Origin of the sequence: Actinomadura violacea (assembly GCF_017573465.1) — a bacterium.
GTDB lineage: Bacteria > Actinomycetota > Actinomycetes > Streptosporangiales > Streptosporangiaceae > Spirillospora > Spirillospora violacea.
The window spans coordinates 196,113-219,641 of the sequence record NZ_JAGEPF010000017.1; the positions used below are offsets into that span (position 1 = coordinate 196,113).

Below are 23,529 nucleotides of genomic sequence, written 5' to 3' on the forward strand. Positions count from 1 at the left end.
CCACGGCCTCCTGGGCCGTAGGGTGGCATGCGTGACCGAGACGAAGGCGGTGAAGTCCGAGCAGACGCGGGCACTGATCGTCCAGACCGCGCTGCGGCTGTTCCGGGAGCGCGGCTACGAGGCGACGACGATGCGCGCGATCGCCAAGGAGGCCGGGGTCTCGGTCGGCAACGCCTACTACTACTACGGGTCCAAGGAAGAACTGATCCAGGCGTACTACGACGAGCTCCAGGACGAGCACGTCGCCGCCTGCCGCGCCGTCCTCGACTCCGAGACCGCGTTCGCGGCCCGCCTCCTCGGCGTGCTGCGGGCCCGCGTCGACACGATGGTCCCCTACCACGAGTTCGCCGGGAAGTTCTTCAAGTTCGCCGCCGAGCCCACCAGCCCGCTCAACCCGTTCAGCGCCGAGTCCGGCCCCGCCCGCGACTCCGCCGTGGCGATCTACCGGGAGGTCGTCGAGGGCTCCGACCTCAAGATCGACAAGGAGTTCCGCAAGGAGCTGCCCGAGCTGCTGTGGATCTACTCGATGGGCATCGTCCTGTACTGGGTGCACGACAACTCGCCCGGCTGCCGCAAGACCTACCTGCTCGTCGAGCGGACCGTCCCGCTCGTCAACCGGATGGTCGCGATGTCCCGGCTGCCCGGCTTCAAGTCGGTGACCCGGGAGCTGGTCGGGATCATCCGCGAGGTCCGCGCCTAGGTCTTCTTCACGGGAACGTGATGTCCCAGTGGTCGCGCTCGCGGGCGAACAGCGCGCCGTCCGGCGACCGGTAGAGCCGCGCGCCGTCGCCCCGCACGCCCCGGTACGGGTAGCGGCGGATCGCCGTGTCGACGCAGCGGCCCGTCGCGATGTCGAGCTTGTGGCCGCTGCCGTGGCTGCGCGGCCCGCCCGCGTGGCCCGTCTCCGTCCCGCCGGTGATCGTGACCGGGCAGCCGCTCGCCGCCTGGAAGTCCAGCAGCCCCTTCAGCGTCCCCCAGCGCAGGCCGTCGAACGACGTGCAGGTGCGGCGCGCGCGGTCCGAGCAGCCGCCGGTGGACCGCCACCGGACGCCGTTCGCGCGCAGGAAGCCCTCCGCGACCTGCTGGGTCAGCCGCACCGACTTCGGCATGTCCGGCACCGCCGCCGTGAGCACGCCGGAGACCGCGCCGGCCGGATCATCGGCGGGCGGGTCGTCGGCGGGCGGGTCGGTCTCCGCGGCCGGAGGCGCGGGCTCACCGTCCGTCCCGGGGGCCGGATCGGTCTGCGGGACGGCGGTGTTCGGTGGCACGGCGGGGTTCGGCGCCGGGGGCGGTAGTAGGCCGCCTACCCCGGCGGCCGCGGCGGAGGGCGCGAGGCCCGCCAGCGTCCCGGGCAGCGGGCTCGGCGGGCCGCTCACAGCGGGCGCGGACGGTCCGCGAGGCGGCGGAGCGGCCTGCGTCCCGCCGTTCCCGGGATCCGCCGCGACCTCGGCGGCGGGCATCGTGACCGGTGCGACGCCGCCGTCGGCCGTCGGCGACAGGGCGGGCGCGCCGCCGGGGAGGGGCGCGGCCGCGGCGGGCTCCGGCGGCGGGGGCGTCGCGGCGGGCGGCGGGACGGTGGCGTCGGCCGGTGCCGCGTGGGTCGTCGCGACGAGCGCGGCGGCCGTCGCGAGCAGCGTGGTCAGCGCGGCGGACGCGGGTTTTCGATGCGGGCGCGGGCGCGGCTTCGGACAGGGCGCGGGCGTGCGGGCGGCATGCATCCGGTTCATGGCGGATCCCCCGGTTCGGCTCTCCGCGCGGAGAGCGGCGGACGAGCGCGTCGCCGCACGTGGCGGCGGCGCCCGGGGGGCCGCCGGTCGATGACCGGCCCTCTGACGTACCGGCCGCCCGGTGGCGGCCGATCGGAGGGATGCCCGGGTCCTCGATCATGTAAACGCGATCATGCGAACCGCGGTCAGGGGAACGCGGGGGCGGGCGGGGCGACGCCCGTCCCCGCGACTGCGCTATGCCATACCCAGATGTTTCCGGGCGAAGTCCATTTCGGCGGACATTTGCTTGATGCGCTCCTCGACGACGAGGGAGCCGTGACCCGCGTCGTAGCGGTACGTCTCGTGCGGCAGGCCCAGCTCACCGAGGCGCGCGAGGTAGTTGTCGATCTGCCGGATGGGGCAGCGCGGGTCGTTCTCCCCCGCGAGGATCAGCACCGGCGCCTTCACCTTCTCGACGTAGGTGATCGGCGACGACTCCCGGTACCGGTCGGGGACCTCCTCCGGCGACCCGCCGAACAGCGACCGGTCGAACGCCTGGAGGCCCTCCATCTCGTCCTCGTAGGCGGCGACGTAGTCCGCCACGGGGACCGACGCGACGCCGACGCTCCAGTCCTCCGGCTGGGTGCCGATGCCGAGCAGCGTGAGGAACCCGCCCCACGACCCGCCGGTCAGCACGAGCCGGTCCGGGTCGGCGAGCCCGGTGGCGACGGCCCAGTCGCGGACGGCCTTGACGTCCTCCAGCTCGGTGAGGCCGACGCGTCCCTCGATCGCATCGCGCCACTGCGAGCCGTAGCCGGTGGAGCCGCGGTAGTTGACGCGGACGACCGCGAACCCGTGGTCGACCCACGCGGCGGCGGCCGGGGCGAACGAGTCGTCGTCCTGCGCGGTCGGCCCGCCGTGCACGTCGAACACGGTCGGGAACGGCCGCTCGCCGCCCTCCGGCTTGCTGACCAGCGCGTGGATGCGGCCGCCGGGACCGTCCACCCACGCGTCCCCGACCGGCACGGACGGCGGGGCGGGCGGCCCGGGCGGGGTGAGCACCACCGCGCCGGACGCCGACCGGATCACCGGCGGCTCGGCGGCCGACGACCAGGAGAACTCCACCGTCCCGTCGGGCCGGACGTCGGCGCCGCCGATCACGCCGCGCGGCGTCTCCACCCGCGTCAGCGACCCGTCGCCGAGGTCGTGGCGGTACAGCTCGTCGCGCGCCTCGTGGTTGTGGGAGATCAGCAGCGCGGACCCGTCCGGGTACCAGCCGGCGCCGATCTCGCCGGGCAGGTCGAGGACGATCTCCCGCTCGGTGCCGGCGACCGGGTCCCAGACGAGGATCTCGTCGCGGCCGCGGCGCTCGTGCCCGACGAGCAGCCGGGTGTCGCCGGCGACGGGCGCGAAGCCCATGCCGTAGACGCCCTTGCCGGGCCCGTCCCACAGGTCGGCGACCGCGGAGCCGTCCGGGCGGACGACCCGCAGCGCCATGTGCCGGCTGTCGCCGTGCTCGCTGTGCCCGATCGCGATCAGCGACTCGTCCCGCGAGAGCGCGGCGACGTGCGCGTCCTCCGCGTGGTGGTACAGCACCTCCGGGGCGGCGCCGGGACGGCACAGGTGGACGGTGTTGCCGTCCTCGCCGGTGCGGCCGACGACGGCCAGCCCGCTCGCGCCGAGGGACAGCCCGGCCGGGTAGGACGGCTCCAGCCCGGGAACGGCCGGGGCGTCCTCGCCGCCGCCGAACGGGACGCGCCGCCACACGCCGAACTCGTCGCCGTCGGTGTCGGCGAACCACCACACCCACTCCCCGGTGGGGTCGACGGTGCCCATCCACGTGCCGTTGGGCCGGTCCGTCGTCTGCCGCTGCTCGCCGGTGCCGCGGTCCCAGGTGTAGATCTCCCAGGTGCCGGTGGCGTTGGACCGGTAGATGCTGCGGTTCGGGGCGTCGCGCGCCCAGCGGGGAAGGCTGATCCGGGCGGCGCGGAACCGCGCCTTCCAGCGTTCGTCGTCGACCATGACCCCAGTATCGCCCGCGATCATGCTTGCGGAGGGACGGAGCCGTCGGAGGTCTCGGCGGCGCCGCGGGGGAGGCCGCCGCGGATCGCGACGCGGGTGCCGGGCGCGAGGTCGCCGTGCACGGCGCGGGCGACGCGCTCGATCGTCCCGACGCCGTAGGCCATGGTCGGGGTGCCCTGGGTGAGGACGACGATCAGGTAGTCGCCGCCGCGGCCGGTGAACGCGCCGATGCTGTGCACGCGCCAGTCCTTGCCGTGCCGCGGCAGCCAGCCGTTCTTGACGTGCCAGGTGGTCCCGGCGGGCGTCCCGGCGGTGGTGCCCCAGCGCTGCGACGCGATGACGCGGTGCATGAGGCCGAGCTCGTAGGCGCGGGCCCTGCCGGTGAGGAGGGTGCCGTGCTCGGTGAGGCGCCGCAGGAGGGTGATCTCGTCGGCGGCGGTGATCCGGGTGAGGCCCCAGCGCCCGGCGGGGTCGAGCGTGGTGTGCGTCATCCCGGCCCGCTTGAGGAACCGGGCGAAGCGGGCGCGCCCGACGGAGCGCCACAGCGCGGACGCGGCGCGGTTGTCCGAGCGGGTGATCATCCTGGTGGCGAGGGCGTCCTCGGACGCGGTGAGGGCGCGGTGCTCGCCGGCGGTCTTCCACAGCAGCGCGGCGAGGATCGTCGCCTTGACGACGCTCGCCGAGTCGTAGTGCCGGCCGGCCAGGACGCCGCAGCGGACGCCGCGCCTCCGGTCGTAGACGGCGACGGACTCGGTGCCGGTGCGGCCCTTCAGCGCGGCGGTGATGCGGCGGCCGAGCCGGCGGGCGAGCGCGCGGTGCGCGGACGAGGCCGAGGTGCAGACCGGGCGGTCCGAGGCGCGGGCGGCGGCGGTAGGCACGGCGGTGGGCAGGGCGGCGGGCACGGCGCCGAGGGCGAGGACGGCACCGGCGGCGGCGCTCGCCGCCAGGGTCCGCGGAAGGAGTCCAGGCACCCGCCCACGCTAGTGATCGGCGGCGCGGCGGCCCGGTCGCGACACGCGACGGCGCGGCTCCGGTCCGTGGCTACGGCGAGGTCAGGCGGCCGAGCAGCTGGTCGATCGCGGCGCGGACCTGCCGGTCCATCGCGCGCGCGAACCCGGCCTCGACGGTGACCTGGGCGCCGGGCCGCAGCCGTGCGAGGGTCTCGGTGAGGTCGCCGAGGTCCTGCTCGCCGAAGTCCCCGACGACGTGGTCGGCGATCAGCCGGACGAACATCGCGGCCAGCTCGTCCATGCTCTCCTGCAGCCGCCGCCCGGCGGACAGCACCTCGGTGAGCGGCACCCCGGCGCGCACCAGCGTGACGGTCGCCTCCAGCTGGCGGCGGCTCCAGTGGGTGACGCGGTCGCCGTCGACCTCGATCACCCCGGACGACAGCGCCCGCTCGACGGACTCGGGCCCGACCTCGCCGGGGAACAGCGCGGCCAGCTCGTCCAGCGTCATCGTGACGGGGACCTCGGTGGACCACGGCGCCGTGGCGACCTTCTCCACGCCGAGGACGGTGCCGATGTCGCGGCCCTGCTCCCACGCCGACAGCAGCTCGCGGATGCCCTCCAGGGTGTGGCCGCGCTCCAGCAGGTTGCCGATCATGCGGAGCCGGGCGAGGTGGTCCTCGGAGTACAGGCCGATGCGGCCCGCGCGCCGGGGCGGCGGGAGCAGCTTGCGCTCCTGGTAGTAGCGCAGGGTCCGGACGGGGACGCCGGCGGCCCGGGCGAGCTCGCCGATCCGGTACTCGCGGCCCGCGTCCTCGCGTGTGCCCTCGCCCGTGTCCGGGGAGGGGGCGCCCTGGTCGTCCGCCGGCTGTTCGGTCACGGGAGAAGCATAGTTCGCCACGCCCCGCCACCGGCTCCGGCCCGTCCGGCGCGCACAACGGACGGAACGGGCGGCGCGCAGGCTGCGTCAGATACCCCGTCATCCCCCCGGAGCGAAAGGCCGACCATGTCGAAGACCCGTCCCGTACTGCTGGCGGCGACCGTGCTGCTCGCCGGTCTCGGGCTGACCGCCTGCGGCGGCGGCCACGATCACCACCACCACACCACCGTGGTGCACCACCACAAGACCAAGGTGAAGGTCAAGCACCACTAGGTGACGCGGCGGGCGGTCATGGCACGGCGTCTGCGGCGCCGGCGGCCGCCCTCGTCGAGCCGCTGCGCGGAGTCGGCGGCGATCAGGTCGCGGAGCGTGCGCGGGACGATGTCCTCGCGCCGGTCGGTGAAGCGGGTGCGCGGGGCGGTGGGGCGCGTGGAGCGCATGACGTCCCTCCCTGCTGTCGGTGCGGTTCCCCGCCCGGTGCCGGGCGGGGCGGTCAGGCGGCGGTCGTGAGGTCGCCGTAGGCGTCGTGGACGGTGTCGAGCGCCCACCGCATCCGGACCGCGAACGTGTCGGGGTGGTCGCCGGCCTCCTGGGCGACGCGGGCGGCGCAGGCGGACGGGTCGCCGCCGCAGGTGCGCGACAGGGCGTCCACGGCGGTGCGGACCTGCTCGGGCGTGGGGCTGTCGGAGGCCTGCAGGCCCGAGCTGAAGAGGATCTCGGCGAGGTCGGTGGCGGTCATCGAGGGATTGGGCGGCGTGTTCGACATCGTGTGCCTTCTTCCTACGAGGGGGCCTCGTCCCCCTGCTGCCGACTATGACTCTGCCGGAGCGGCGGAGTCATCGCCATCGGGGAGAACACCCATTCGGAGGTGCGGGTCACCCCTGGAACACCCGTAGGCGGCGGGCGTCCGGGGTCGGGGTTGTGGAAGTCTCAGGGAGCCGGCGTGGCGCGGCCCTGGTGCGGGCCCCCGCCGCCGGGCGTCTCCAGTTCGGTCGGGACGGCGCCTTCGGCCGGTGCCGTCGTGCGCGCGGCCTAGCCGCTCACCAGGACCCTTCCCTGGCGGCGCGCTTTATTCACTCCGGACCAGGCTAGTCGGCACGGGCAAATCCGGTACCCCCGGCGAGCGCGTCCCTGAAGGCGCGGACGGCGGGGTGCGCGCCGCCGCCGCGCCGGGTGGCGGTGAACAGCCGCCGGACGCGGCGCCCGGCGGGCAGCGGCGCCATCGCGACCGTGGGCGGGCGGCCCGTCCAGACGAGGCCGGGGAGCAGGGCGGCGGCGTGCCCGCGCTCGACGAGCCGCAGGTGCAGCAGCAGGTCGCTGGACTCGAACCGGACGTCGGGCTCGAATCCGGCGTCGCGGCACAGCCGGGTGGCCCAGGCGCGGGCCGCGGTCCCTGCGGGCTCCATCACCCACGGCAGTTCCGCGAGATCGGCCAGATCGGCGTCCGGCGGGACGGTGCCGGGCAGGGCGAGCCGCATCTCGTCCTCGCCCAGTTCCTCGTACTCGACGCCGGACGGCCGGGGGTGCGGTTCGCCCGGGTACTCCTCGGTGACGACGACGTCGAAGTCGCGGGCGAGCAGCGCGGGCAGGGCGCTCTCCGGCTCCCGCTGCGTGATCTCGACGCGCAGGCCGGGATGGGCGTCGCGCAGGGCGCTGAGCGCGCCCGGGACCAGCGCGAGCGCGGCGGTCTGGAACGCGGCGGCCCGCAGCACGCCGGTGATGTCGCGCAGGGACGCGGCGAGGTCGGCCTCCGCGCGTTCGAGGCGCTCCAGCACGGCCTCGGTGTGCGCGACGAGGATCTCGGCCTGCGCGGTCAGCCGGACGCGGCGCCCGACGGGCTCCAGCAGCCGTGCCCCGGCCTCCCGTTCCAGCACGGACAGCTGCTGCGAGATCGACGACGGGCTGTAGGAGAGCGCCTCGGCGACGGCGGCGAGCGTCCCGCGGTGCTTGAGCTCGCGCAGGAGCCGCAGCCGGTGCAGGTCGAGCATGGCGCTCCATTCGTCGGTTCCATTGATGATTATCGCTCGGAAACATTCGCTGGACCGATGGGTCGTGCCTGCGGGAGCGTGGCCCGCATGGCCGCTCCCGCCTCCGCCGTCCGCCCGTCCTGGTTCTCCCGTCCCGCCGCCAGGGACTGGAGGTGCCCGCCCGCGTCCCGCGACGTCGCCGCCTTCCACGCCGCGCTGCCGGGGTACGCGCCGACGCCGCTGGTCGAGATGCCCGCGCTCGCCGCCGGTCTCGGCGCCGGACGGGTGTTCGCCAAGGACGAGTCGTCCCGCCTCGGGCTGCCCGCGTTCAAGATCCTCGGCGCGTCGTGGGGCGTGTGCCGGGCGCTGTGCGACCGGCTCGGCGTCCCGGTCCCCGCGATCGACCCGATCGGCGTGCTGCGGTCCCGTGCCGGGGCGTTCCGGCTGGTCACCGCGACGGACGGCAACCACGGCCGGGCCGTCGCCGCGATGGCCCGGATGCTCGGGGCGGCCGCCGAGGTGTTCGTGCCGGACGGCGTGCATCCCGCCGCGCTCGCCGCGATCGAGGCCGAGGGGGCGCGCGTGGTGCGGGTCGCGGCGCCGTACGACGAGGCGGTGCGCAGGGCCGCGGAGTCCGCCGGAGGGGACGCGTCGGCGCTGCTCGTCCAGGACACCGCCTGGCCCGGCTACGAGCGCGTGCCGCAGTGGATCGTGGAGGGCTACTCGACGCTCTTCACCGAGATCGACGCGCAGTTGCGCGCCGCCGGGGCCGGGGCGCCCGGGGTGGTGGCGGTCCCGGTGGGGGTGGGGTCGCTCGCGCAGGCGGCCGTGATGCACTACCGATCAGGCGCGGCGGCGCCGACTCTGCTCACCGTGGAGCCGGACGCGGCGCCGTGCGTGCTGGCGAGCCTCGCCGAGGACCGCCTCGTCACCGTGGCGACGGGCGCGACGGCGATGGCGGGCCTGAACTGCGCCACGCCGTCCTCGTCGGCGTGGCCGTACCTGCGGGCGGGTGTGGACGCCGCCGTCAGCGTGACGGACGCGGGCGCCGCGCGGGCCGCGCGCGAGCTGGCCGGACTGGGCGTTTCCGCAGGTCCGTGCGGTGCGGCGGCGCTGGCGGGGGTGCGGGCCGCGCTGCCCGGCCTCGGTCTCGGGCCCGCGGACACCGTCGTCCTGCTGAGCACCGAGGGCGCGGCGGCGAACCCGCCGACCGCCTGACCGTCACAGCCGCTTGAGCAGGTCGGTGATCAGGTCGCGGCCGGCGTCCGGGGGCAGCGCGGCGGCGGCCAGCCGGTCCCAGGCGCCCGCGTAGGCGGTGACGTCGGCGCGTTTGTCCAGGTAGAGCGCGGTCGTGAGGAGCTCGAGGTAGACGACGTCGGGGAGCGCACCGCCGGCGAAGCTCAGGATCGAGAAGCCGTGCGCGAGCGGGAGCGCGCGCCCGCCCACCGGGACGATCCGCAGCTCGACGCGGCCGGTCCCGGCGAGCGCGGCCAGGTGCGCGAGCTGGTCGCGGATCAGCTCGGGGCCGCCGACGAAGCGGCGCAGCGCCGCCTCGTCCAGCACGGCGGTGAGGGTGCGGGCGGGGTCGTCGGCGAACAGCCGGCGGCGCAGCCGGCGGACGGCGGCGCGCTCGTCGATCTCGATGCGCCGGTCGCCCTCCCGGATCCCGTCGCGGATCGCCAGGCTCGCGCGCGTGTACTCCTCGGTCTGCAGCAGCTCGGGGATCTGGCACGGCTCGTAGGCGCGGACCTCGCGGGCGGTCTCCTCCAGGTCGAGGAAGCGGTGCGTCCAGGCCGGGATCAGCTCGCCGTGGCGGTACCACCAGGCGCGCTCGTTGGCCTCCCGGGCGAGCCGGAGCAGCTCCTCGCGCTCGGCGCCGCCGGGCAGCCCGTAGAGGGTGAGCAGGTCGGCGATGTCGCGGCGGGCGAAGGAGGTGCGGCCGAGCTCCATCCGGCTGATCTTGGACGCGCTGCCGCGGATCGCGTAGCCGGCCCGCTCGCGGCTGAGCCCGGCGCGTTCGCGCAGGCCGCGCAGCCGGGCGCCGACGAGCATGCGCCGCGCCGCCGGCCCCCGCACGGCCCCGTCCCCGGGTCCCGCCGCCTCCGGCTCCTGCCCTGCGCTCAACGCCGCTCCTCGGAGGGTGGGTTCCTGCTGGCCGGATAGTAGCGGCAAGTGCATATGCACGTGCAGTAGAAGCGGGAGTCGCAATGTGGCCAGCCGCGGCGCCGAGGGCGGCGCGGCCGGCCTACGCGTGAGTAACATGTTGCCACCGCGGACCCGCGGGACGGATAGACACGACGCACGGACCGACGCGGCACACCGGTGCACGCGAGACGGAGCCCCGAGGGGACGGCGCCATGAACCCCGTGACCGAACTGCTCGCCGAGCGGCTCGACGAGATCACCGCCGAGGTCGCCGGCGAGATCGCCGGCCGCGTCCCCGCCTACACCGGGCTGAGCGCCGCGATGATCCTCACCCTCGTCCGCGACGCGCTGACCGTCTACACCGGCGCGCAGGACCGCGGCGCCGCCCTCGACCACTTCCGCCGGCTCGGCGCGCACGAGGCCCGCGCCGGGCAGGACGTCCGGCACCTGGAGTCGGCGCTGCGCAGCGGCGCCCGCGTGCTCATCCGCCGCACCGCCAACGCCGCCGCCCGCGTCCACCCGCCGAACACCGAGTTCATCGCCGTCATGGAGAGCGCGTTCAGCGCGGAGGACCAGATCGTCGAGGCCGCCGTCGACGGCCACCACCGCGCCGCGCCGTCCGGCAGCGGCTCCCGCCTGTACCCGCTGGTCGCGCGCGGCCACCGCTACTCCGCGAACTGACCCCCTCCCGTCCGCGGCCTGCCGCCCGGCGTGGCCGCGTGAGGCCATTCCCCGATCTCCGTCCGAACCGGGCGGGCCTTTCCGGTGTCGAACGCGGATGGGAGCCCGCCCTTCGGGGGGCCGTGTGGTGGAGGAGTACGGGATGGGATCGGGGCCGTCCGTGCCGAGGCGCCGCTGGTACTGGCCGCTGGGAGTCACCGCCGCCATCGGCGTGTGCACCGGCCCGGCCACAGTGGCGAACTTCCTGCTCGGCGTCGGTGCGCTGTTCGGGCCGGGCGACTGCTTCGAGGACGAGCCGTGCGGCAACGCCCCCGGCCTGGCCGTCGCGTTCCTGCTGCTGTCCGCCGTCGCGGGGGCGATCACCGCGACGATCCTGTTCATCGAGAAGCCGACGTTCAGGAAGTACGCGTGGTGCGGCGCCGCCTTCGCGGCGCTCCTGGCCGCCGACCTGGTCGCCGTGCACGCGGCGCCCGGCTGGCTCGTGTGACCGCGGTCCGGGCGGCGGGCGGACGGCGCGCACGCCGCCCGCCCGCACCGGTCACCGCCCGTTCCGGCGTGTGCGCGGTGCTCAGCCGGTCGGGCCGGAGGGCAGGTGGACGGCGCGCTCGTTCGGGACGCAGTGCGTCATCTTCAGCCCGGCCACGTCCCGCGGGCCGTTGCGTCCGAGGCTGCCCATCCGCCGCCTGTCCTCGTCGGTGAGGTCCTGCCCGTTCAGCGGTTCGAGGTGCGCGACGTCCTCCGGCGCGATCCCGAGGCCCTTGCCGACCCGCAGGCCCAGGTCGTCCTCGACCATCAGGAAGTGCCACACCATCCGCTCCTGAATGGGCCGCTCGCACTGCGACAGCTGGTCGACGAAGTTGTCCACCAGGTCGTCGCGCTCCCAGTCCTCCATCAGCAGGTAGCGCTGCCCGGCCTGCGTGTAGTCGTTGGCGCGCGGGATCCGCTTGCGGGTGAGGCGGCCGCGGATCTCCGGGCCCTGGTCGTCGTGCGTCGGGTACCGGCCCTCCCGCAGCCCGCCGGTGATGGACGGCTCGTAGTTGACGTGCGGGTTCTCGCCGGCGCCGTCCACGTAGTAGGTCATCTGCCCGTCGCGCTGGTTGGAGCGGACCTGCGCGCCCTTCGCCTGGTTGACGGGCAGCTGCAGGTAGTTCGCGCCGACTCGGTACCGCTGGGTGTCGCTGTAGGAGAACGTCCGGCCGACGAGCATCTTGTCGTCGGAGAAGTCGAGGCCGTCGACGAGCACGCCGGTGCCGAACGCGATCTGCTCGTTCTCCGCGAAGTTGTTCGCGACGTTCTGGTCGAGGACGATCCGGCCGACCGGCCGCGGCGGGAAGTCGTTCTCCGGCCACACCTTGGTGTCGTCGAGCGGGTCGAAGTCCAGCTCGGGATGGTCGTCGTCGCTCATCATCTGGACGACGAGCTCCCACTCGGGGTAGTCGCCGCGGTCGATGGCGTCGTGCAGGTCCTTGGTCGCGTGCCCGAGGTCGCCGGCCTGCAGGGCCGCGGCGTCGGCGGCGGTCATGCTGCGGACGCCCTGCTTGGGGATCCAGTGGTACTTGACCAGGACGGTGTCCCCGGCCTCGTTCACCCACTTGTAGGTGTTGACGCCGAAGCCCTGCTGGTGCCGGTAGTCGGCGGGGATGCCGCGCGGGCTGAACACGTTGACGAGCATGTGCATCGTCTCCGGCGTCTGCGACATGAAGTCGAAGATCCGGTTCGGCTCCTGCCGGAACGTCACGGGGTCGGGCTTGAGGGCGTGGATGACGTCGGGGAACTTGATGGCGTCCCGGATGAAGAACACCGCGAGGTTGTTGCCGACGAGGTCCCAGTTGCCGTCCTCGGTGTAGAACTTGATCGCGAACCCGCGCGGGTCGCGGGCGGTCTCGGCGGAGTCGCGGCCGCCGATGACGGTGGAGAACCGCAGCGCGACCGCGGTGCGCTTGCCCGCCTCCTGGAAGAGCCTCGCCCGCGTGTACCGGGAGATCGGCTCGTCGCCCCACGTGCCGTACGCCTCGAAGTAGCCGAACGCGGTGGCGCCGCGCGCGTGCACGACCCGCTCGGGGACGCGCTCCCGGTCGAAGTGGCTGATCTTCTCCAGGAACTGGTAGTTCTCCAGCGTCGCGGGGCCGCGCGCCCCGACCGTCCGCTGGTTCTGGTTGTCGTAGACCGGATGGCCCTGCCGGTTCGTCAGCACCGGACGGTCGTCCCCCGGCTGGGCACCCCTGCTCGCAACGTCGGTCACGCTCGGTTCTCCCCCTCATGTGCGCTGTGGCCGGTCGGCGGGATGGCAGTACCCGCAAGCCGCGCCCCGGATGGTCCGGCGCCGGTAAAGCCCTCATGACCGGGGGGTTCAGGCGCTCCGGACGGACAGCGCGAGCGCCGGGCACATCTCGGCGGCCTGGACGGCGTCGCGCAGCAGCCGCGCGGGGACGGCGGCGCCGGCGATGACCGGGTAGCCGAACTCGTCGAGCCGGACGAGGTCCGGCAGCAGGTGGCGGCAGAGCCCGTGCCCGGCGCAGCGGGACCAGTCGACGGCGAGCCGGTGCGGGGACCGCTCGGCCTCGGCCGGCTCCTCGCCGCGGACGGGCAGGAACCGGCGGGTGGGGCGGCCGCAGCCGCCCCGGTCGAGGTGCGCGGCGACGTCCCGGTCGAAGGCGCGCAGCGCGGACAGCAGGAAGCGGGTCGTCCCGTCGGGGTGCTTGCAGGCGCCGCGGCCGCGGACGGTGGCGCTGCCGCGGCGGACGGCGGCGACGGCCTCGTCCCCGGCGGTGCCGGCGGCGAGCGCGGCGACGGAGCGGGCGATCGCGGGCAGGCCGAGCCGGCACGGGCCGCACTGCCCGGCGGACTCGGCGCCCATGTACGCGGCGACGCGGGCGATCTCGCCGAGCGGGCAGGTGTCGCGGGGCAGCGGGACGACGATCCCGGCGCCGAGCGCGCCGCCGGCCGCCGCCATCGACTCGCGCGACACCCTGACCTGCGCGGCCTGCTCGGGGGTGAGGCAGGCGCCGTGGTAGCCGCCGACGATGACGCCCTGCCCGGCGTCGGTGCCGCAGTGCCGGAGCACGTCGGCGAGCGGCACCCCGGCGGGGGTCTCGACGACCATGTGGCCGCCGTCGGGGAGGGTGACGGTGAGCAGGACGGTCCCGGGTTCGCGGGGCGTGCCGGCGGCGCGGTACCCGTCGGTGCCGAGTTCGGCGAGGACGGCGAGCTGCGCGAACGTCTCGGCGTTGGACAGCAGGGTGGGGAGCCGGTCGACGCCGCTGTCGGCGGCCCGGACCTTCTGGCCGGGCGGGATGGGCGTCTCGCCGTTGACGCCGCGGACGAGCGCGCCGCCCTCCCCGGTGATGAACCGCTCGGGCAGCCGGACGACGCGGGCGCGGTCGCGCAGCCGGGTCTCGGCGATGGCGAGGCGCAGCGACCGGGCGGCCAGGCCGTCGTCGGTGACGCCGATGACGAGGTCCCGCGCGCCGAGCGCCCGCACCGCGAGGAACGCGCCGTTCAGCACCAGGTGCGGGACGTGCGCGAGGAGGGCCTTGTCCTTGGAGCTGGCGGGCTCGCCCTCGGTGGCGTTGACGAGGACGACGCAGTCGCGTCCGGTGCGCTGCGCCGACCGGTGGACGGCGGCGAGCTTGCGCGCGAACGGGAACGCGGCGCCGCCGCGGCCGCGCAGGTCGGCGCTCTCGGCGAGCGCCGCGAGCTCGCGGAACGCGAGCCCGCGCGGCACCGGGTGGACGAGCCGGTGCGCGGCGGCGTCCAGCCGGGACGTCCGGTCGAGGCCGGCGAACAGGCGCGGCGGGCCGAGCGTGGTGAGCCGGTACGCGCGGTCGGTGGTGAAGGCGGTGCTCATGGGCGGCTCCTGGACCAGCGGCGCGCCTCGTCCTTGAGGTCCGCCCAGAACTGCTCGTCGGGGACGCGGGCCTCGGCGGCGGGCGCGGGCCGCCGGGCGGGGGGACGCGCCGCCGCGGCGGGACGGACCGGCCGGGGCCCGGTCGTGCGGCGGTGCCGGGACGCGATCGCCAGCCGCACCAGCACCAGCAGCACGAGCGCCGCCGCGCACAGCAGGTAGCTGTAGACCACCCAGCTCTTGGCGGCGCGCCCCGCCTGGAGGCCGTGGACGAGCGCGACCGGCCAGCACGCGTACACGGCGAGGTGCAGCAGCCGCCACGTCCAGGCGCGTCCGGCGCCGATGAACCGGCCGCGCGCGACGCCCGTCAGCACCGCGAGGACCATCAGGTCGCCCGCGACGGGCCCGAGGCTCACCATCAGCCCGTGGCCCTGGAACCCGGCGGCCGGGAGCACGGCGTCCAGCGCGGTCGCGTGCTTTTCCAGCACCTTCAGCACGATGTGGACGGCGAGGAAGGCGAGCGACAGTGTCGCGGCGGCGCGGTGCCCGGACTGCGCGAGGATCCGCAGCCGGATCGGCGTGAAGCGGGCCGCCGCGAGCAGCCCGAACACGACCGCGCCGGTCAGCCCGACCAGCGTGAACACGCCGGCGAAGAACTCCAGGAACGCGTGCGCGGCGGTGAGGGCGCGCGCCGCCCCGGCGGTCCGGCCGGCGAGCACCGCCGCCGCGATCCCCGCCGCCATCAGCACGATCTTCAGCGTCCGGTGGCCCGCGGGGACCCGGACGGGCGGCGGCGACGCGGCGGTCACGCGCGCCTCCCCGTCACGTCGCCGCCGGCGGCGGGGACGCCGACGGCGACGCGGGGGACGGCGACGGCGCGGGGGTGGGGGCCGCGCCGCCGCCAAGGATGGGCAGTGGATCGCCCTGCCGCACGCGCACCCCGGAGCGGGTCGCCGCGACGGCCCGGCCCGACGCCGCGACCTGCAGCGTCCAGCCGCCGATCCGCACCCCGTTCAGCGCCGCGGGGCGCCCGCCCGACAGCAGCCCGAACACCACGGACGCGGGCCCGGCCGCCTGGCCGGGGGAGCACGGCAGCCCGCGCCCGGTCGTCCCGAGGTAGGCGCCCGCCCGGACCGCGCCGCCGTCCTTCACCGCCGTCGGCGCCGACAGCCGCGAGAACGTCGAGGCCAGCCCGTTCGGGTGGATGAGCAGCAGCATCGCGTGCCCAGAGGAGCGGCTGCACAGCCGGTAGAGACGGCCGGGCCCGGGTGCGAGGACCCGGCCGTCCCCTCCCGCGAACGCGATCGCCCTCGGGTCGCCGGCGGGCCGCATCGTCCACGGCCTACCGGGCCCCAAGGGCAGCTCCAGTCCGGTGGCCGCCCCGCTCACGGCGGCCTTCCCGTACTTCGCGAGGAGCGCGCGTTCGCCGTCCGGCACGACGTCGGACGGGGCGCTCCGCGCGAACGCCGCGAACGCCGGCGCGCCCGTCACCGACACCTGCCAGCCGGTCTTCACATGCCGGGCGATGAACAGCGACGCGTCCGGCGGCGCGTCCACCCCGGCGGGCGGCGCGAGCACCGACGAGCCGAACGCCCAGCCCTTCGCCGCGTCCGCCCGCGACAGCAGCACGGTCGGCGCCGCCGGGGCGCGGCCGCCGAACTCGCGACGCGCGATCGCCGACCGCTGCCGGAGCACCGCGGTGCGCACCGTCCGGACCAGCGGCGCGGTCTTCGCGGTGGTCGTCGCGGGCTTGGCGCCCCGCGGCGGGCGCGCCGGGCGGGTCCGCTTCGACGCGGGCTCCGGCGCCGCCGCGGGGCGTCCCGGCGGCGACTGCACCGCCTGCGTCACCACCGCGCACAGCACGAGCAGGACGGCGCCCGCGCCGGCGCCGCCGAGCCGCACGATGCGGTTGGCCAGCGGCAGGACGGAGCCGCCGCCGGACCGCGGAGGGGACATCACCCGGCCAGGGTCGCGGCTCACCCGATAAGGCGGCGCTTCGGACGGGTTAAGAGTCGGCTAAGGCGCCCCGTCACGCGGCGGCACGCCGAAACGGACCATCACCCGCGCGCCCCCGGCCGGTGACTCGCCGAGCTGGAGGCTGCCGTGGCTCGCCTCCGCCGTCCGCCGCACGATGTCCAGCCCGAGCCCCGTCGACGACGCCGTGCTGACCCCGCGCCGCAGCAGGTGCCGCCCGCCGAAACCCGGGCCCGCGTCGTCCACGGTCAGGTACACCGCGCCGCTGCGCGCCTCCAGCGCGACCCCCATCCCGCCGCCCTCCGGCGTGTGCGCGAAGACGTTGCCGAGCAGCGCGTCCAGGCACGCCGACAGGTCCTCCGCACGCACCCCGACCTGCAACGGCCCGGACGGGATGCGCATGTCCATCCGCCGGTCCTGCTCGTCGGCGAGCACCGACCAGAACCGCACCCGCTCCGCCACGACCGCCGTCGCGTCGGTGCACGGCGCCTCCGCCCGCACCGGCCGCCGCGTCGTGTTGATCAGCTCGGTGACGGTCCGCTCCAGCACGTCGACCTGCTCGCCGATCCGGCCCGCCTCCGCCGGGTCGCGCAGCGTCTCCGCCTCCAGCCGCAGCACCGTCAGCGGCGTGCGGAGCCGGTGCGACAGGTCCGCGGCCTGCTCCCGCTCCCGCGACAGCAGCGCGTCGATCTGCCCCGCCAGCTCGTTCAGCCCCACCGTCACGTCGCGGATCTCCGGCGGGCCGCCCGGTTCGATCCGCGCGTCCCGGTCCCCGCTGGAGATGCCCTTGGCCAGCGCCGCCAGCCTGGTGATCCGGCGCACCAGCGACCGCGCCAGCCGGTCGGCGACCAGCACGCTCACCGCCAGCAGGCCCGCCGCCAGCCCCGCCAGGATCGCCCACGCCCGGCCGACGCCCGCGAACATCTGCCGGTCGGTGACGAACGCGCGGATCACCGCAGTCCCGCCCCGGCCGCCGAGTACCGCCACCAGGATCTCCCGGCCGCCCGGCGTGTCCACGGTCAGGCTCCGGCCCCGTTCCGCGAGCCGCACCCCGGCGTCCCGCCCGGCCGGCGCGCCACTGAACCTCCCGTCCGGCCACAGCACCGTCATCGGGTAGCCGCTCGACGCCGTCTGCTGCAGCGCCACCTCGACCGTCCCCCGGTCGCCCGCCGCCACCACCGGCGCGAGCGCCTGCGCCCGCACGTTCGCCGCCGCGAGGGTCCGCGTCCGCGCCACGTCCCGCACCAGCAGCGCCAGCGGGACGAGGAACGCCACCAGCACCAGCACCACCGTCGAGGCCACCAGCAGCGTGATGTGCCGCCTCACGACGGGTCGACGATCTTCACGCCGGAGCCGCGCACCGACCGCAGGTACCGCGGCTCCGAGGCCGACTCGCCCAGCTTGCGGCGCAGCCACGCCACGTGCACGTCGATCGTCTTGTTCGCCCCGCCGAGCGGCACGTGCCACACCTCGGTGAGCAGCTCCCGCTTCGACACCACCTGCCCCGGCCGCGACGCCAGGTAGAGCAGCAGGTCGAACTCCTTCGGCGACAGCTCCAGCGGCCGCCCGTCCAGCGCCGCCTCGCGCGCCGCCGCGTTCATCCGCAGCCCGCCCACCCGCACCTCGCGCGCCGCCGCGCCCGGGTCCTCCGCCCGGCGCAGCACCGCCCGCACCCGCGCGTCGAGCTGCCCCGCGCCGAACGGCTTCACCAGGTAGTCGTCCGCGCCCGCGTTCAGGATCCGCTCGATCTCCCGCTCGTCGTCGCGGGCCGTCGCGACGATCACCGGGACGGAGCTGACCGCGCGCAGCATCCGCAGCACCTCCGCGCCGTCCAGGTCGGGCAGCCCGAGGTCGAGGATCACCAGGTCCGGGCGGGCGCCCACCGCCCGGCGGATGCCGTCCATGCCCGTGGGCGCGGACGCGACCGCGTGCCCGCGCTCGCCCAGCGCGCGGACGAGCCTGCTGCGCACCTCGGCGTCGTCCTCCACCAGCAACAGTTGCGCCACGGCGCCACGCTAGACCGGGAAAGCGGCCGATAAGGGACCTATAGACGCCTTAATGGCGGCTTAACCGAACCTTAGCCATCGATCTGGAACAGTTCGCGCATGTCCAAGCACAGCGTGCTCGCCGCCGCGGTCTGGTCGGCGGCCGCGGTGCTCGGGGTCGGCGCCGGCATGGCGGCGATCTCCGCCGTCGGCACCGGGATCACCGAACGCGGCGTCGAGCCGATGACGCCCGGCCAGGTGGACGCCGCGCTCGCCGCACCGGCGACGCCGCCGGGCCCGCCGCCCGCGCCCGCGCCGTCCTCACCGCCGCCGCGCGACCCGCCCCGTCCCGCCCCGACCGTCACCGTGACCCGGCAGGTCACCACCGCGATCAGCGACCTCGCCTCCGAGGCCGGCGACGTCGTCGCCCGCTGCGAGCGCGGCGCCGCCTTCCTCGTCTCCTGGACGCCCGCGCAGAACTTCAGCGTCGGCGCCAGCAACCGCACGCCGCCCGGGCCGGTGTTCGTCCGGTTCCAGTCGTCCGCCCGGCTCGTCACGATGACCGTCACCTGCCACGCGGACCGCCCGTCCGCCGCCGTCAGCGTGGACCGCCGCGACGGCGACCACCGCACCCGGTACCCGCACCGCCATTACCCGGGCGGGGGCTAGGCGGCCGGGTCGCGCCGCAGCAGGACCAGCACGGACACCGCCGCGGCCAGCGCGATCGTGGCGACCTGGCACACGACCCCGGTGCCGAGACGGGCCGTCCCGTGCGGGTCGAACAGGTGCGTCCAGTCCTGCCAGTAGTGCACCGGCAGGACGCGCTGGACGGCGCGCAGCACCGGCGACCCGTTCAGGATGCTCGCCGCGACGACGAACGCGACGGCGGCGCCGAGCGCCTCGGCGCCGCGCGGCAGCAGCAGCCCCAGTGCGAACGCGATCGCGGCGATGCTGAGCATGCACAGCAGCGTGTATCCGGATGCCGCGAGCACCCGCCCGATCGCGTCGCCCATCGACAGATCGGGCGCGCCGATGATCCGGAACGGGTGCCAGCCGAACACCGCCAGCCCGATGACCATGCCCCCGGCCAGCACGAACGCGACCGAAGCGGCCGTGATGACCACCACCGCGCCGAACTTGCCCGCGAGCAGCCGCGCCCGGCCGACCGGCGCGACGTACAGGTAGCGCAGCGTCCCCCAGTCCCGGTCGGACGAGCCGATCGCACCCGCCAGCATCGCCACCACGATCGGCAGCAGCAGCGGGCCGATGAACTCCAGGCTCGCCATCGCGTGGTTCAGCGCCGAGAACCCCGACGCGCCGAACAGCCCGCCCTGGTTCCCGTTGCGGCGCCCGGCCCGCGACGCCGTCGCCAGCCCCGCGATGACCGGCACCGCGGCCAGGAACGCCAGCGCGACCAGCGTGCGGATCCGCAGCAGCTGGGTCCTCAGCTCAACGCGCAGCATGCTCGCCCTCCCCTTCGGTCATCGTCAGGAACGCCTCCTCCAGCGACCGGTCCGCCCGGGTCACCGACATGACGCCGACACCCGCCGTGACCAGCGCCTCCACGAGCGCGGCGGGCGGCGTCCCGGGCGCGGTCACCACCAGCCGCCCGTCCTGCACGGCGACCGAGGCGACGCGCCGCTCCGCCCGCAGCACCTCCGCCGCCCGCGCGGTGTCGTCCACCTCGACCCGGTAGGCGTCCTCGCCGCCGAGCAGCTCCTCCAGCGGGCCCGACGCGACGAGCCGCCCGCGGTTCATCACCACGATGTGCGTCGCGAGCTGCTGCACCTCCGCCAGCTGGTGGCTGGACACCAGCACCGCCGCGCCGTCCCGCGCCGCCTGCGCGAGCCGCTCGCGCAGCGCCCGCACCTCCGCCGGGTCCAGGCCGTTCGCCGGCTCGTCGAGGATCAGCACGTCCGGCGCGCGCATCAGCGCCTGCGCGAGCATCAGCCGCTGCTTCATCCCCATCGAGTAGCCCTTGACCTTCCGGTCGACCGCCGCGCCGAGGCCCGCGAGGCCGAGCGCGTCGTCCAGCGCGGGCGGCGGCCACGCCCGGCCCGTCGCCGCCCACAGCAGCTTCAGGTTCGCCGTCCCGGACAGGTGCGGGACGAACGCCGGGCCGTCGATCAGGACGCCGACCCGCCGCAGCACCGGCGCCCCGAGCCCGACCCGCTCGCCGAGGATCGTCGCGGTACCCGCGTCCGGCCTCGACAGCCCGAGCAGCATCCGCATCGTCGAGGTCTTCCCGGCGCCGTTCGGGCCGAGCAGCGCGCAGACCTGCCCGGACCCGACCGCGAAGCCGAGCCCGCCGACGGCCTGCCGCCGCCCGTACCGCTTGGACAGCCCGCTCGCACTGATCACCGTTGCCATTGCCTCCCCTTCGCCATGAACCTCGCCATGAGCAGAGCGCTCGTGGCGGCCGCGCCGGCGGCCCCGGCGCCGAGCGTGAGGACGGCCAGGTCCGCCACCGACGCCGAGGGCCACAGCTCGCCGTGGAACGCGACCGCGACCTGGACCGCGACGCATCCCGCCACCAGCGACGCCTCGCCGGCGCGCCGCGTCCGCGGCCGTTCCGGACGGGCGATGAACCCGGCGACCGCGTTGCCGATCACGCAGAACGCCAGGTTGGACGCGAACTCGACGGCGAACGCCCAGGCGATGAGGCCCGGGTCCGTCCAGTGCTCGCCGGCGACCATCCCGCCGACGATCCCCGCAGCGGCCAGGGCGCTGGCCAGCGCGAACACGGCCGTCGCGTGGTCGCGCACCCGGTCCGCGGCGGCCGGTGTCGCCCACCGCCGCAGCACGGGCAGGCGCTGCCCGACCAGCAGGACGTCGCCGAGCCAGTCGTGCCGCCACCGCTCCCGCGGCCGCGTCCCGCGGCACCGCGCGAGCATCACCGTCACGGCGACCGCGCACGCCGACATCACGGCGAGCCCGGCGACCATGGCCCACGTCCGCCCGGTCCACGACCGGCGCACCGCCGCGACGCCGGCCCACTCGGCGGCGAGCGTCAGCCCGACCAGCGCGGTCAGCGCGCCCGCCGCCCGGACCGTCTGGCGCTCCCGGTCCGGGCCGCCCGGCGCCCGCCACGCGAGCAGCCGCAGCGCGATCACCGCGGCGAGCATCGGCACCGCGAACTGGGCCAGCGATACAGCCGCGTTGTACGGGTCGTCCTGCCACGGGCTCGCCGCCCGGACTTCCCGGTCCTGCGTCTCCAGCACCGTCAGCGCCTCGAACAGGCAGGCCAGGGCGAGGCCCGCCAGTACGGCGCGCGGTGGTCGCGTCCGTTCCATGGCCGCCATAGTACGCGCCTCGTACTACGTGGCAAGTAGCAACGCGTCTCGTACTACAATCAGGAGCGTGCACAGCAACGACGCCCAGATGCTCGTCCTGACCGTCCTCGCCGACGGGCCCCTGCACGGCTACGCCATCAACGCCGCGATCGAGGAGCTCACCGGCCGCAAGCTCGGCCCCGGCAGCCTCTACGGCGCGCTGTCCCGGCTCGAGGCCCGCGAGCTGATCCGCCCGTCGGACGGCGCGTCCGAGGGGCGCCACCGCACCATGTGCATTACCGACGCCGGCCGCGCGGCGCTCCGCGCCGAACTGGAGCAGATGGCCCGCGTCTCCCAGGCGGGGCTCCGAGCGCTGGGCCCGGCATGAGGGCGTCCGCGCTCTACCCGCCGGCCGTCCGCGAACGCTGGGGCGCCGAGATCGACGACGCCCTCCGCGACACCGGCGCCCGCGCCTGGCCCGACACCCTCGCCGGCGCCGCCCGCCTCTGGCTCCACCCCACCGACTGGCCCGAGACCCGCGCCGGGCAGACGCGCCGCACCGTCGCCGTCGCCCTCTTCGCGATCCTCGCCCTGTCGACGCTGCTGCTGCGCGCCATCGAGCCGTCGCGCACGCTGACCGCCGACACCGCCCACCCCGCGACCAGCCTGTGGCTGGCCCCGATCCTCCTCGGCGCCGCCCTCGCCGCCCCGCTCCCGCCGCTGCGGTGGGAGCCGCTGCGCCGCCTCGCCGTCCAGACCGTCCGCACCCTGACCGCCCCCGCGGCGGCCGTACTGGCCCTGATCCTGACGGCCCGCAGCGGCGTGTTCGCCTCACCGTCCGCCCCGGTGGCCGTCGCGCTGCTCGCCTACTACTGGGCCACGCTCGCCTTCATCGCCCACCGCCTCTGCGCCCTCGTCGCCCGCGCCGGGACGGCCCCGTCCGCCCGCCGCCTGAGCGCCGCCCTGGCCCTCACCGGCACCGGGCTCGCCGCGGCGGCGGCGCAGAGCGCCACGACCGCCGTCCCCGCCACCCTCGCCCTGGCCGCCCTGGCGATCGCCGCCCTCGCCACAGCGCGCGACCTCGCCCGGGCCTAGGAGCCGTCAGGCGGCCGGGAACGGGCTGCCTTCCTCCGCGACGAGATCGGCCGCGGCCTGGCAGAAGGCCCGGATCCGGTTGGTCTCCGCGGCCGCCCGCCAGACCAGCCGCCACTCGAACGGCGGCCCGTCCGACATCGGGACGTACACGACGTCCGGCCGAGAGTCGTAAAGGCTCGCGTGCCGCGGCACCGGGAAGACGCCGCGCCCGGCCCCGACCAGGGCGAACATCTCCTGGACCGTGCCGAACTCCATCCCCCGCTCGATCGGCCTGCCGCCGGGCGTGCCCGCGGGCACCGACAGCGCGTCCAGTTCGGCCGGGATGCCGCGCGGACGCAGGACCTTGTCGCGCGCGAGATCCTCGACGGACACCGCGTCGCGGCGCGCGAACGGATGCCGCGCCGAGACGGCCAGCACCGGCGGCTCGCGGAACAGCACCGGGCTCGCCGCCAGGTCCGGACCGGACCCGGCGGCCGCGATGAGCAGGACGTCGACGACGTCGTCGTCCAGCAGGCCCGTCCCGTCGGCGTAGCGGCTCTCCTGGATCCGGACCTGGCACGCCGGATGCCGGGCCTGGAACACCTCCGCCACCCGCAGCACGAACTGCGCGACGGCCGTGCCGAGGAACCCCGCCCGCAGGACCCCGTCCACGCCCCGCCCCGCCGCGACCGCCCGCTCGAAACCGTCGAGTATCTGCTGGTGGGCGGGCCGCACGTCGTCGTAGAGCCGCCGCCCGATCGGGGTCAGCGCGACCCGGCGGCTGGTCCGGTCGAACAGCGCCGCGCCCACCGACCGCTCCAGCTTCTTGATCGTCTTGCTGACCATCGCCACCGAGACGTGCAGCCGCTCGGCGCTGCGGCCGAAGTGCAGCTCCTCGCCGACCGTCAGGAAGACCTCGATCTCGCGCCGCTCCACCCGCTCCCCCTTCGATAACCCACCGGTTAACGATCCTTGCGAGATCGGGCGTTGTTCGCGAATCGCCCAGGCGCGAGAGTCGAGACATGGCCGGGAC

26 protein-coding genes are annotated in these 23,529 nt (G+C 75.8%); 8 read left to right on the plus strand and 18 right to left on the minus strand.

Going from position 1 to position 23,529, the window contains the following annotated elements:
- The first annotated feature begins 31 nt into the window (after window positions 1-31).
- Entirely contained in the window at window positions 32-700 is a 669-nt protein-coding gene (locus tag J4709_RS27830) for a TetR/AcrR family transcriptional regulator (RefSeq protein ID WP_208244746.1), read from the plus strand.
- A 7-nt stretch (window positions 701-707) separates the two neighbouring features.
- Here J4709_RS27830 and J4709_RS27835 read toward each other — a convergent pair whose 3' ends face one another.
- The 4 genes from J4709_RS27835 to J4709_RS27850 all read right to left on the minus strand — a co-directional run bounded on the left by J4709_RS27835 (window position 708) and on the right by J4709_RS27850 (window position 5,555).
- The gene (locus tag J4709_RS27835; RefSeq protein ID WP_208244747.1) at window positions 708-1,727 is read right to left on the minus strand and encodes a hypothetical protein; all 1,020 of its coding nucleotides are present in this window, start codon (window positions 1,725-1,727) and stop codon (window positions 708-710) included.
- A gap of 234 nt (window positions 1,728-1,961) precedes the next feature.
- Window positions 1,962-3,728 (minus strand): S9 family peptidase, encoded by a 1,767-nt coding sequence (locus tag J4709_RS27840; protein WP_208244748.1) that lies wholly within the window; start codon window positions 3,726-3,728, stop codon window positions 1,962-1,964.
- A 20-nt stretch (window positions 3,729-3,748) separates the two neighbouring features.
- Window positions 3,749-4,699, minus strand: a complete 951-nt coding sequence (locus J4709_RS27845) for a serine hydrolase (RefSeq protein WP_307801610.1) — start codon at window positions 4,697-4,699, stop codon at window positions 3,749-3,751.
- 70 nt (window positions 4,700-4,769) lie between these two features.
- Window positions 4,770-5,555, minus strand: coding sequence for a MerR family transcriptional regulator (locus J4709_RS27850; RefSeq protein WP_208244749.1), 786 nt, complete (start codon window positions 5,553-5,555; stop codon window positions 4,770-4,772).
- Window positions 5,556-5,681: 126 nt separating this feature from the next.
- On the opposite strand from J4709_RS27850, the gene J4709_RS27855 reads away from it, so the two are divergent.
- Window positions 5,682-5,828, plus strand: a complete 147-nt coding sequence (locus J4709_RS27855; protein WP_208244750.1) for a hypothetical protein — start codon at window positions 5,682-5,684, stop codon at window positions 5,826-5,828.
- Here the strand turns inward: J4709_RS27855 and J4709_RS27860 are convergent.
- From J4709_RS27860 to J4709_RS27870, 3 genes are all read right to left on the minus strand, one after another.
- Window positions 5,825-5,995, minus strand: a complete 171-nt coding sequence (locus J4709_RS27860) for a hypothetical protein (RefSeq protein WP_208244751.1) — start codon at window positions 5,993-5,995, stop codon at window positions 5,825-5,827. The genes J4709_RS27855 and J4709_RS27860 overlap by 4 nt on opposite strands.
- A 53-nt stretch (window positions 5,996-6,048) precedes the next feature.
- A complete protein-coding gene (locus J4709_RS27865) occupies window positions 6,049-6,321 on the minus strand; it encodes a hypothetical protein (protein WP_208244752.1) in 273 nt (90 codons plus the stop codon).
- Between the two features lie 322 nt (window positions 6,322-6,643).
- On the minus strand, window positions 6,644-7,543 hold the full coding sequence (locus tag J4709_RS27870; RefSeq protein ID WP_208244753.1) for a LysR family transcriptional regulator: 900 nt from the start codon (window positions 7,541-7,543) through the stop codon (window positions 6,644-6,646).
- Between the two features lie 87 nt (window positions 7,544-7,630).
- Between J4709_RS27870 and J4709_RS27875 the strand changes: the two genes are divergently transcribed.
- Complete coding sequence (locus tag J4709_RS27875) at window positions 7,631-8,740, plus strand: diaminopropionate ammonia-lyase (protein WP_208244754.1); 1,110 nt, start codon at window positions 7,631-7,633, stop codon at window positions 8,738-8,740.
- Between the two features lie 3 nt (window positions 8,741-8,743).
- Here the strand turns inward: J4709_RS27875 and J4709_RS27880 are convergent, their stop codons facing one another.
- Entirely contained in the window at window positions 8,744-9,646 is a 903-nt protein-coding gene (locus tag J4709_RS27880) for a helix-turn-helix domain-containing protein (RefSeq protein WP_208244755.1), read from the minus strand.
- Between the two features lie 233 nt (window positions 9,647-9,879).
- Here J4709_RS27880 and J4709_RS27885 point away from each other — a divergent pair, with 233 nt between their 5' ends.
- Both J4709_RS27885 and J4709_RS27890 read left to right on the plus strand, forming a co-directional pair.
- Entirely contained in the window at window positions 9,880-10,347 is a 468-nt protein-coding gene (locus J4709_RS27885) for an RsbRD N-terminal domain-containing protein (protein WP_208244756.1), read from the plus strand.
- Between the two features lie 142 nt (window positions 10,348-10,489).
- Entirely contained in the window at window positions 10,490-10,834 is a 345-nt protein-coding gene (locus tag J4709_RS27890) for a hypothetical protein (RefSeq protein ID WP_208244757.1), read from the plus strand.
- Between the two features lie 81 nt (window positions 10,835-10,915).
- On the opposite strand, the gene J4709_RS27895 is transcribed toward J4709_RS27890, so the two are convergent.
- The 6 genes from J4709_RS27895 to J4709_RS27920 all read right to left on the minus strand — a co-directional run bounded on the left by J4709_RS27895 (window position 10,916) and on the right by J4709_RS27920 (window position 18,171).
- Window positions 10,916-12,589 carry a catalase gene (locus J4709_RS27895; protein ID WP_208244758.1) on the minus strand — a complete coding sequence of 558 codons (1,674 nt, stop codon included), beginning with the start codon at window positions 12,587-12,589 and terminating at the stop codon, window positions 10,916-10,918.
- 108 nt (window positions 12,590-12,697) lie between these two features.
- Window positions 12,698-14,194 carry an NADH-quinone oxidoreductase subunit NuoF family protein gene (locus J4709_RS27900; RefSeq protein ID WP_208244759.1) on the minus strand — a complete coding sequence of 499 codons (1,497 nt, stop codon included), beginning with the start codon at window positions 14,192-14,194 and terminating at the stop codon, window positions 12,698-12,700.
- Entirely contained in the window at window positions 14,191-15,000 is an 810-nt protein-coding gene (locus tag J4709_RS27905) for a hypothetical protein (protein ID WP_208244760.1), read from the minus strand. The genes J4709_RS27900 and J4709_RS27905 overlap by 4 nt, the downstream gene beginning before the upstream one ends.
- Window positions 15,001-15,013: 13 nt before the next feature.
- Window positions 15,014-16,150, minus strand: coding sequence for a hypothetical protein (locus J4709_RS27910; RefSeq protein WP_208244761.1), 1,137 nt, complete (start codon window positions 16,148-16,150; stop codon window positions 15,014-15,016).
- A 57-nt stretch (window positions 16,151-16,207) separates the two neighbouring features.
- Window positions 16,208-17,491, minus strand: coding sequence for a sensor histidine kinase (locus J4709_RS27915; protein ID WP_208244762.1), 1,284 nt, complete (start codon window positions 17,489-17,491; stop codon window positions 16,208-16,210).
- On the minus strand, window positions 17,488-18,171 hold the full coding sequence (locus J4709_RS27920) for a response regulator transcription factor (protein WP_208244763.1): 684 nt from the start codon (window positions 18,169-18,171) through the stop codon (window positions 17,488-17,490). The genes J4709_RS27915 and J4709_RS27920 overlap by 4 nt, the downstream gene beginning before the upstream one ends.
- 99 nt (window positions 18,172-18,270) lie before the next feature.
- On the opposite strand from J4709_RS27920, the gene J4709_RS27925 reads away from it, so the two are divergent.
- Window positions 18,271-18,819, plus strand: a complete 549-nt coding sequence (locus tag J4709_RS27925) for a hypothetical protein (RefSeq protein ID WP_208244764.1) — start codon at window positions 18,271-18,273, stop codon at window positions 18,817-18,819.
- Here J4709_RS27925 and J4709_RS27930 read toward each other — a convergent pair.
- Genes J4709_RS27930 through J4709_RS53670 form a run of 3 tightly spaced genes read right to left on the minus strand, consistent with a single transcriptional unit; the run spans window position 18,816 to window position 21,443 of the window.
- Window positions 18,816-19,613, minus strand: coding sequence for an ABC transporter permease (locus J4709_RS27930; protein WP_208244765.1), 798 nt, complete (start codon window positions 19,611-19,613; stop codon window positions 18,816-18,818). The genes J4709_RS27925 and J4709_RS27930 overlap by 4 nt on opposite strands.
- Window positions 19,600-20,520 (minus strand): ABC transporter ATP-binding protein, encoded by a 921-nt coding sequence (locus J4709_RS27935; protein WP_232384135.1) that lies wholly within the window; start codon window positions 20,518-20,520, stop codon window positions 19,600-19,602. Before J4709_RS27935 ends, J4709_RS27930 begins: the two co-directional genes overlap by 14 nt.
- On the minus strand, window positions 20,508-21,443 hold the full coding sequence (locus tag J4709_RS53670; RefSeq protein ID WP_232384136.1) for a hypothetical protein: 936 nt from the start codon (window positions 21,441-21,443) through the stop codon (window positions 20,508-20,510). The genes J4709_RS27935 and J4709_RS53670 overlap by 13 nt, the downstream gene beginning before the upstream one ends.
- A 67-nt stretch (window positions 21,444-21,510) precedes the next feature.
- Between J4709_RS53670 and J4709_RS27940 the strand changes: the two genes are divergently transcribed.
- Both J4709_RS27940 and J4709_RS27945 read left to right on the plus strand, forming a co-directional pair.
- Complete coding sequence (locus J4709_RS27940; RefSeq protein WP_208244767.1) at window positions 21,511-21,810, plus strand: PadR family transcriptional regulator; 300 nt, start codon at window positions 21,511-21,513, stop codon at window positions 21,808-21,810.
- The gene (locus J4709_RS27945; RefSeq protein WP_208244768.1) at window positions 21,807-22,517 is read left to right on the plus strand and encodes a hypothetical protein; all 711 of its coding nucleotides are present in this window, start codon (window positions 21,807-21,809) and stop codon (window positions 22,515-22,517) included. The genes J4709_RS27940 and J4709_RS27945 overlap by 4 nt, the downstream gene beginning before the upstream one ends.
- 6 nt (window positions 22,518-22,523) lie before the next feature.
- Here the strand turns inward: J4709_RS27945 and J4709_RS27950 are convergent, their stop codons facing one another.
- Window positions 22,524-23,432: a LysR family transcriptional regulator gene (locus tag J4709_RS27950; protein WP_208244769.1), complete on the minus strand. Its 909-nt coding sequence runs from the start codon at window positions 23,430-23,432 to the stop codon at window positions 22,524-22,526.
- Window positions 23,433-23,529 lie beyond the last annotated feature (97 nt).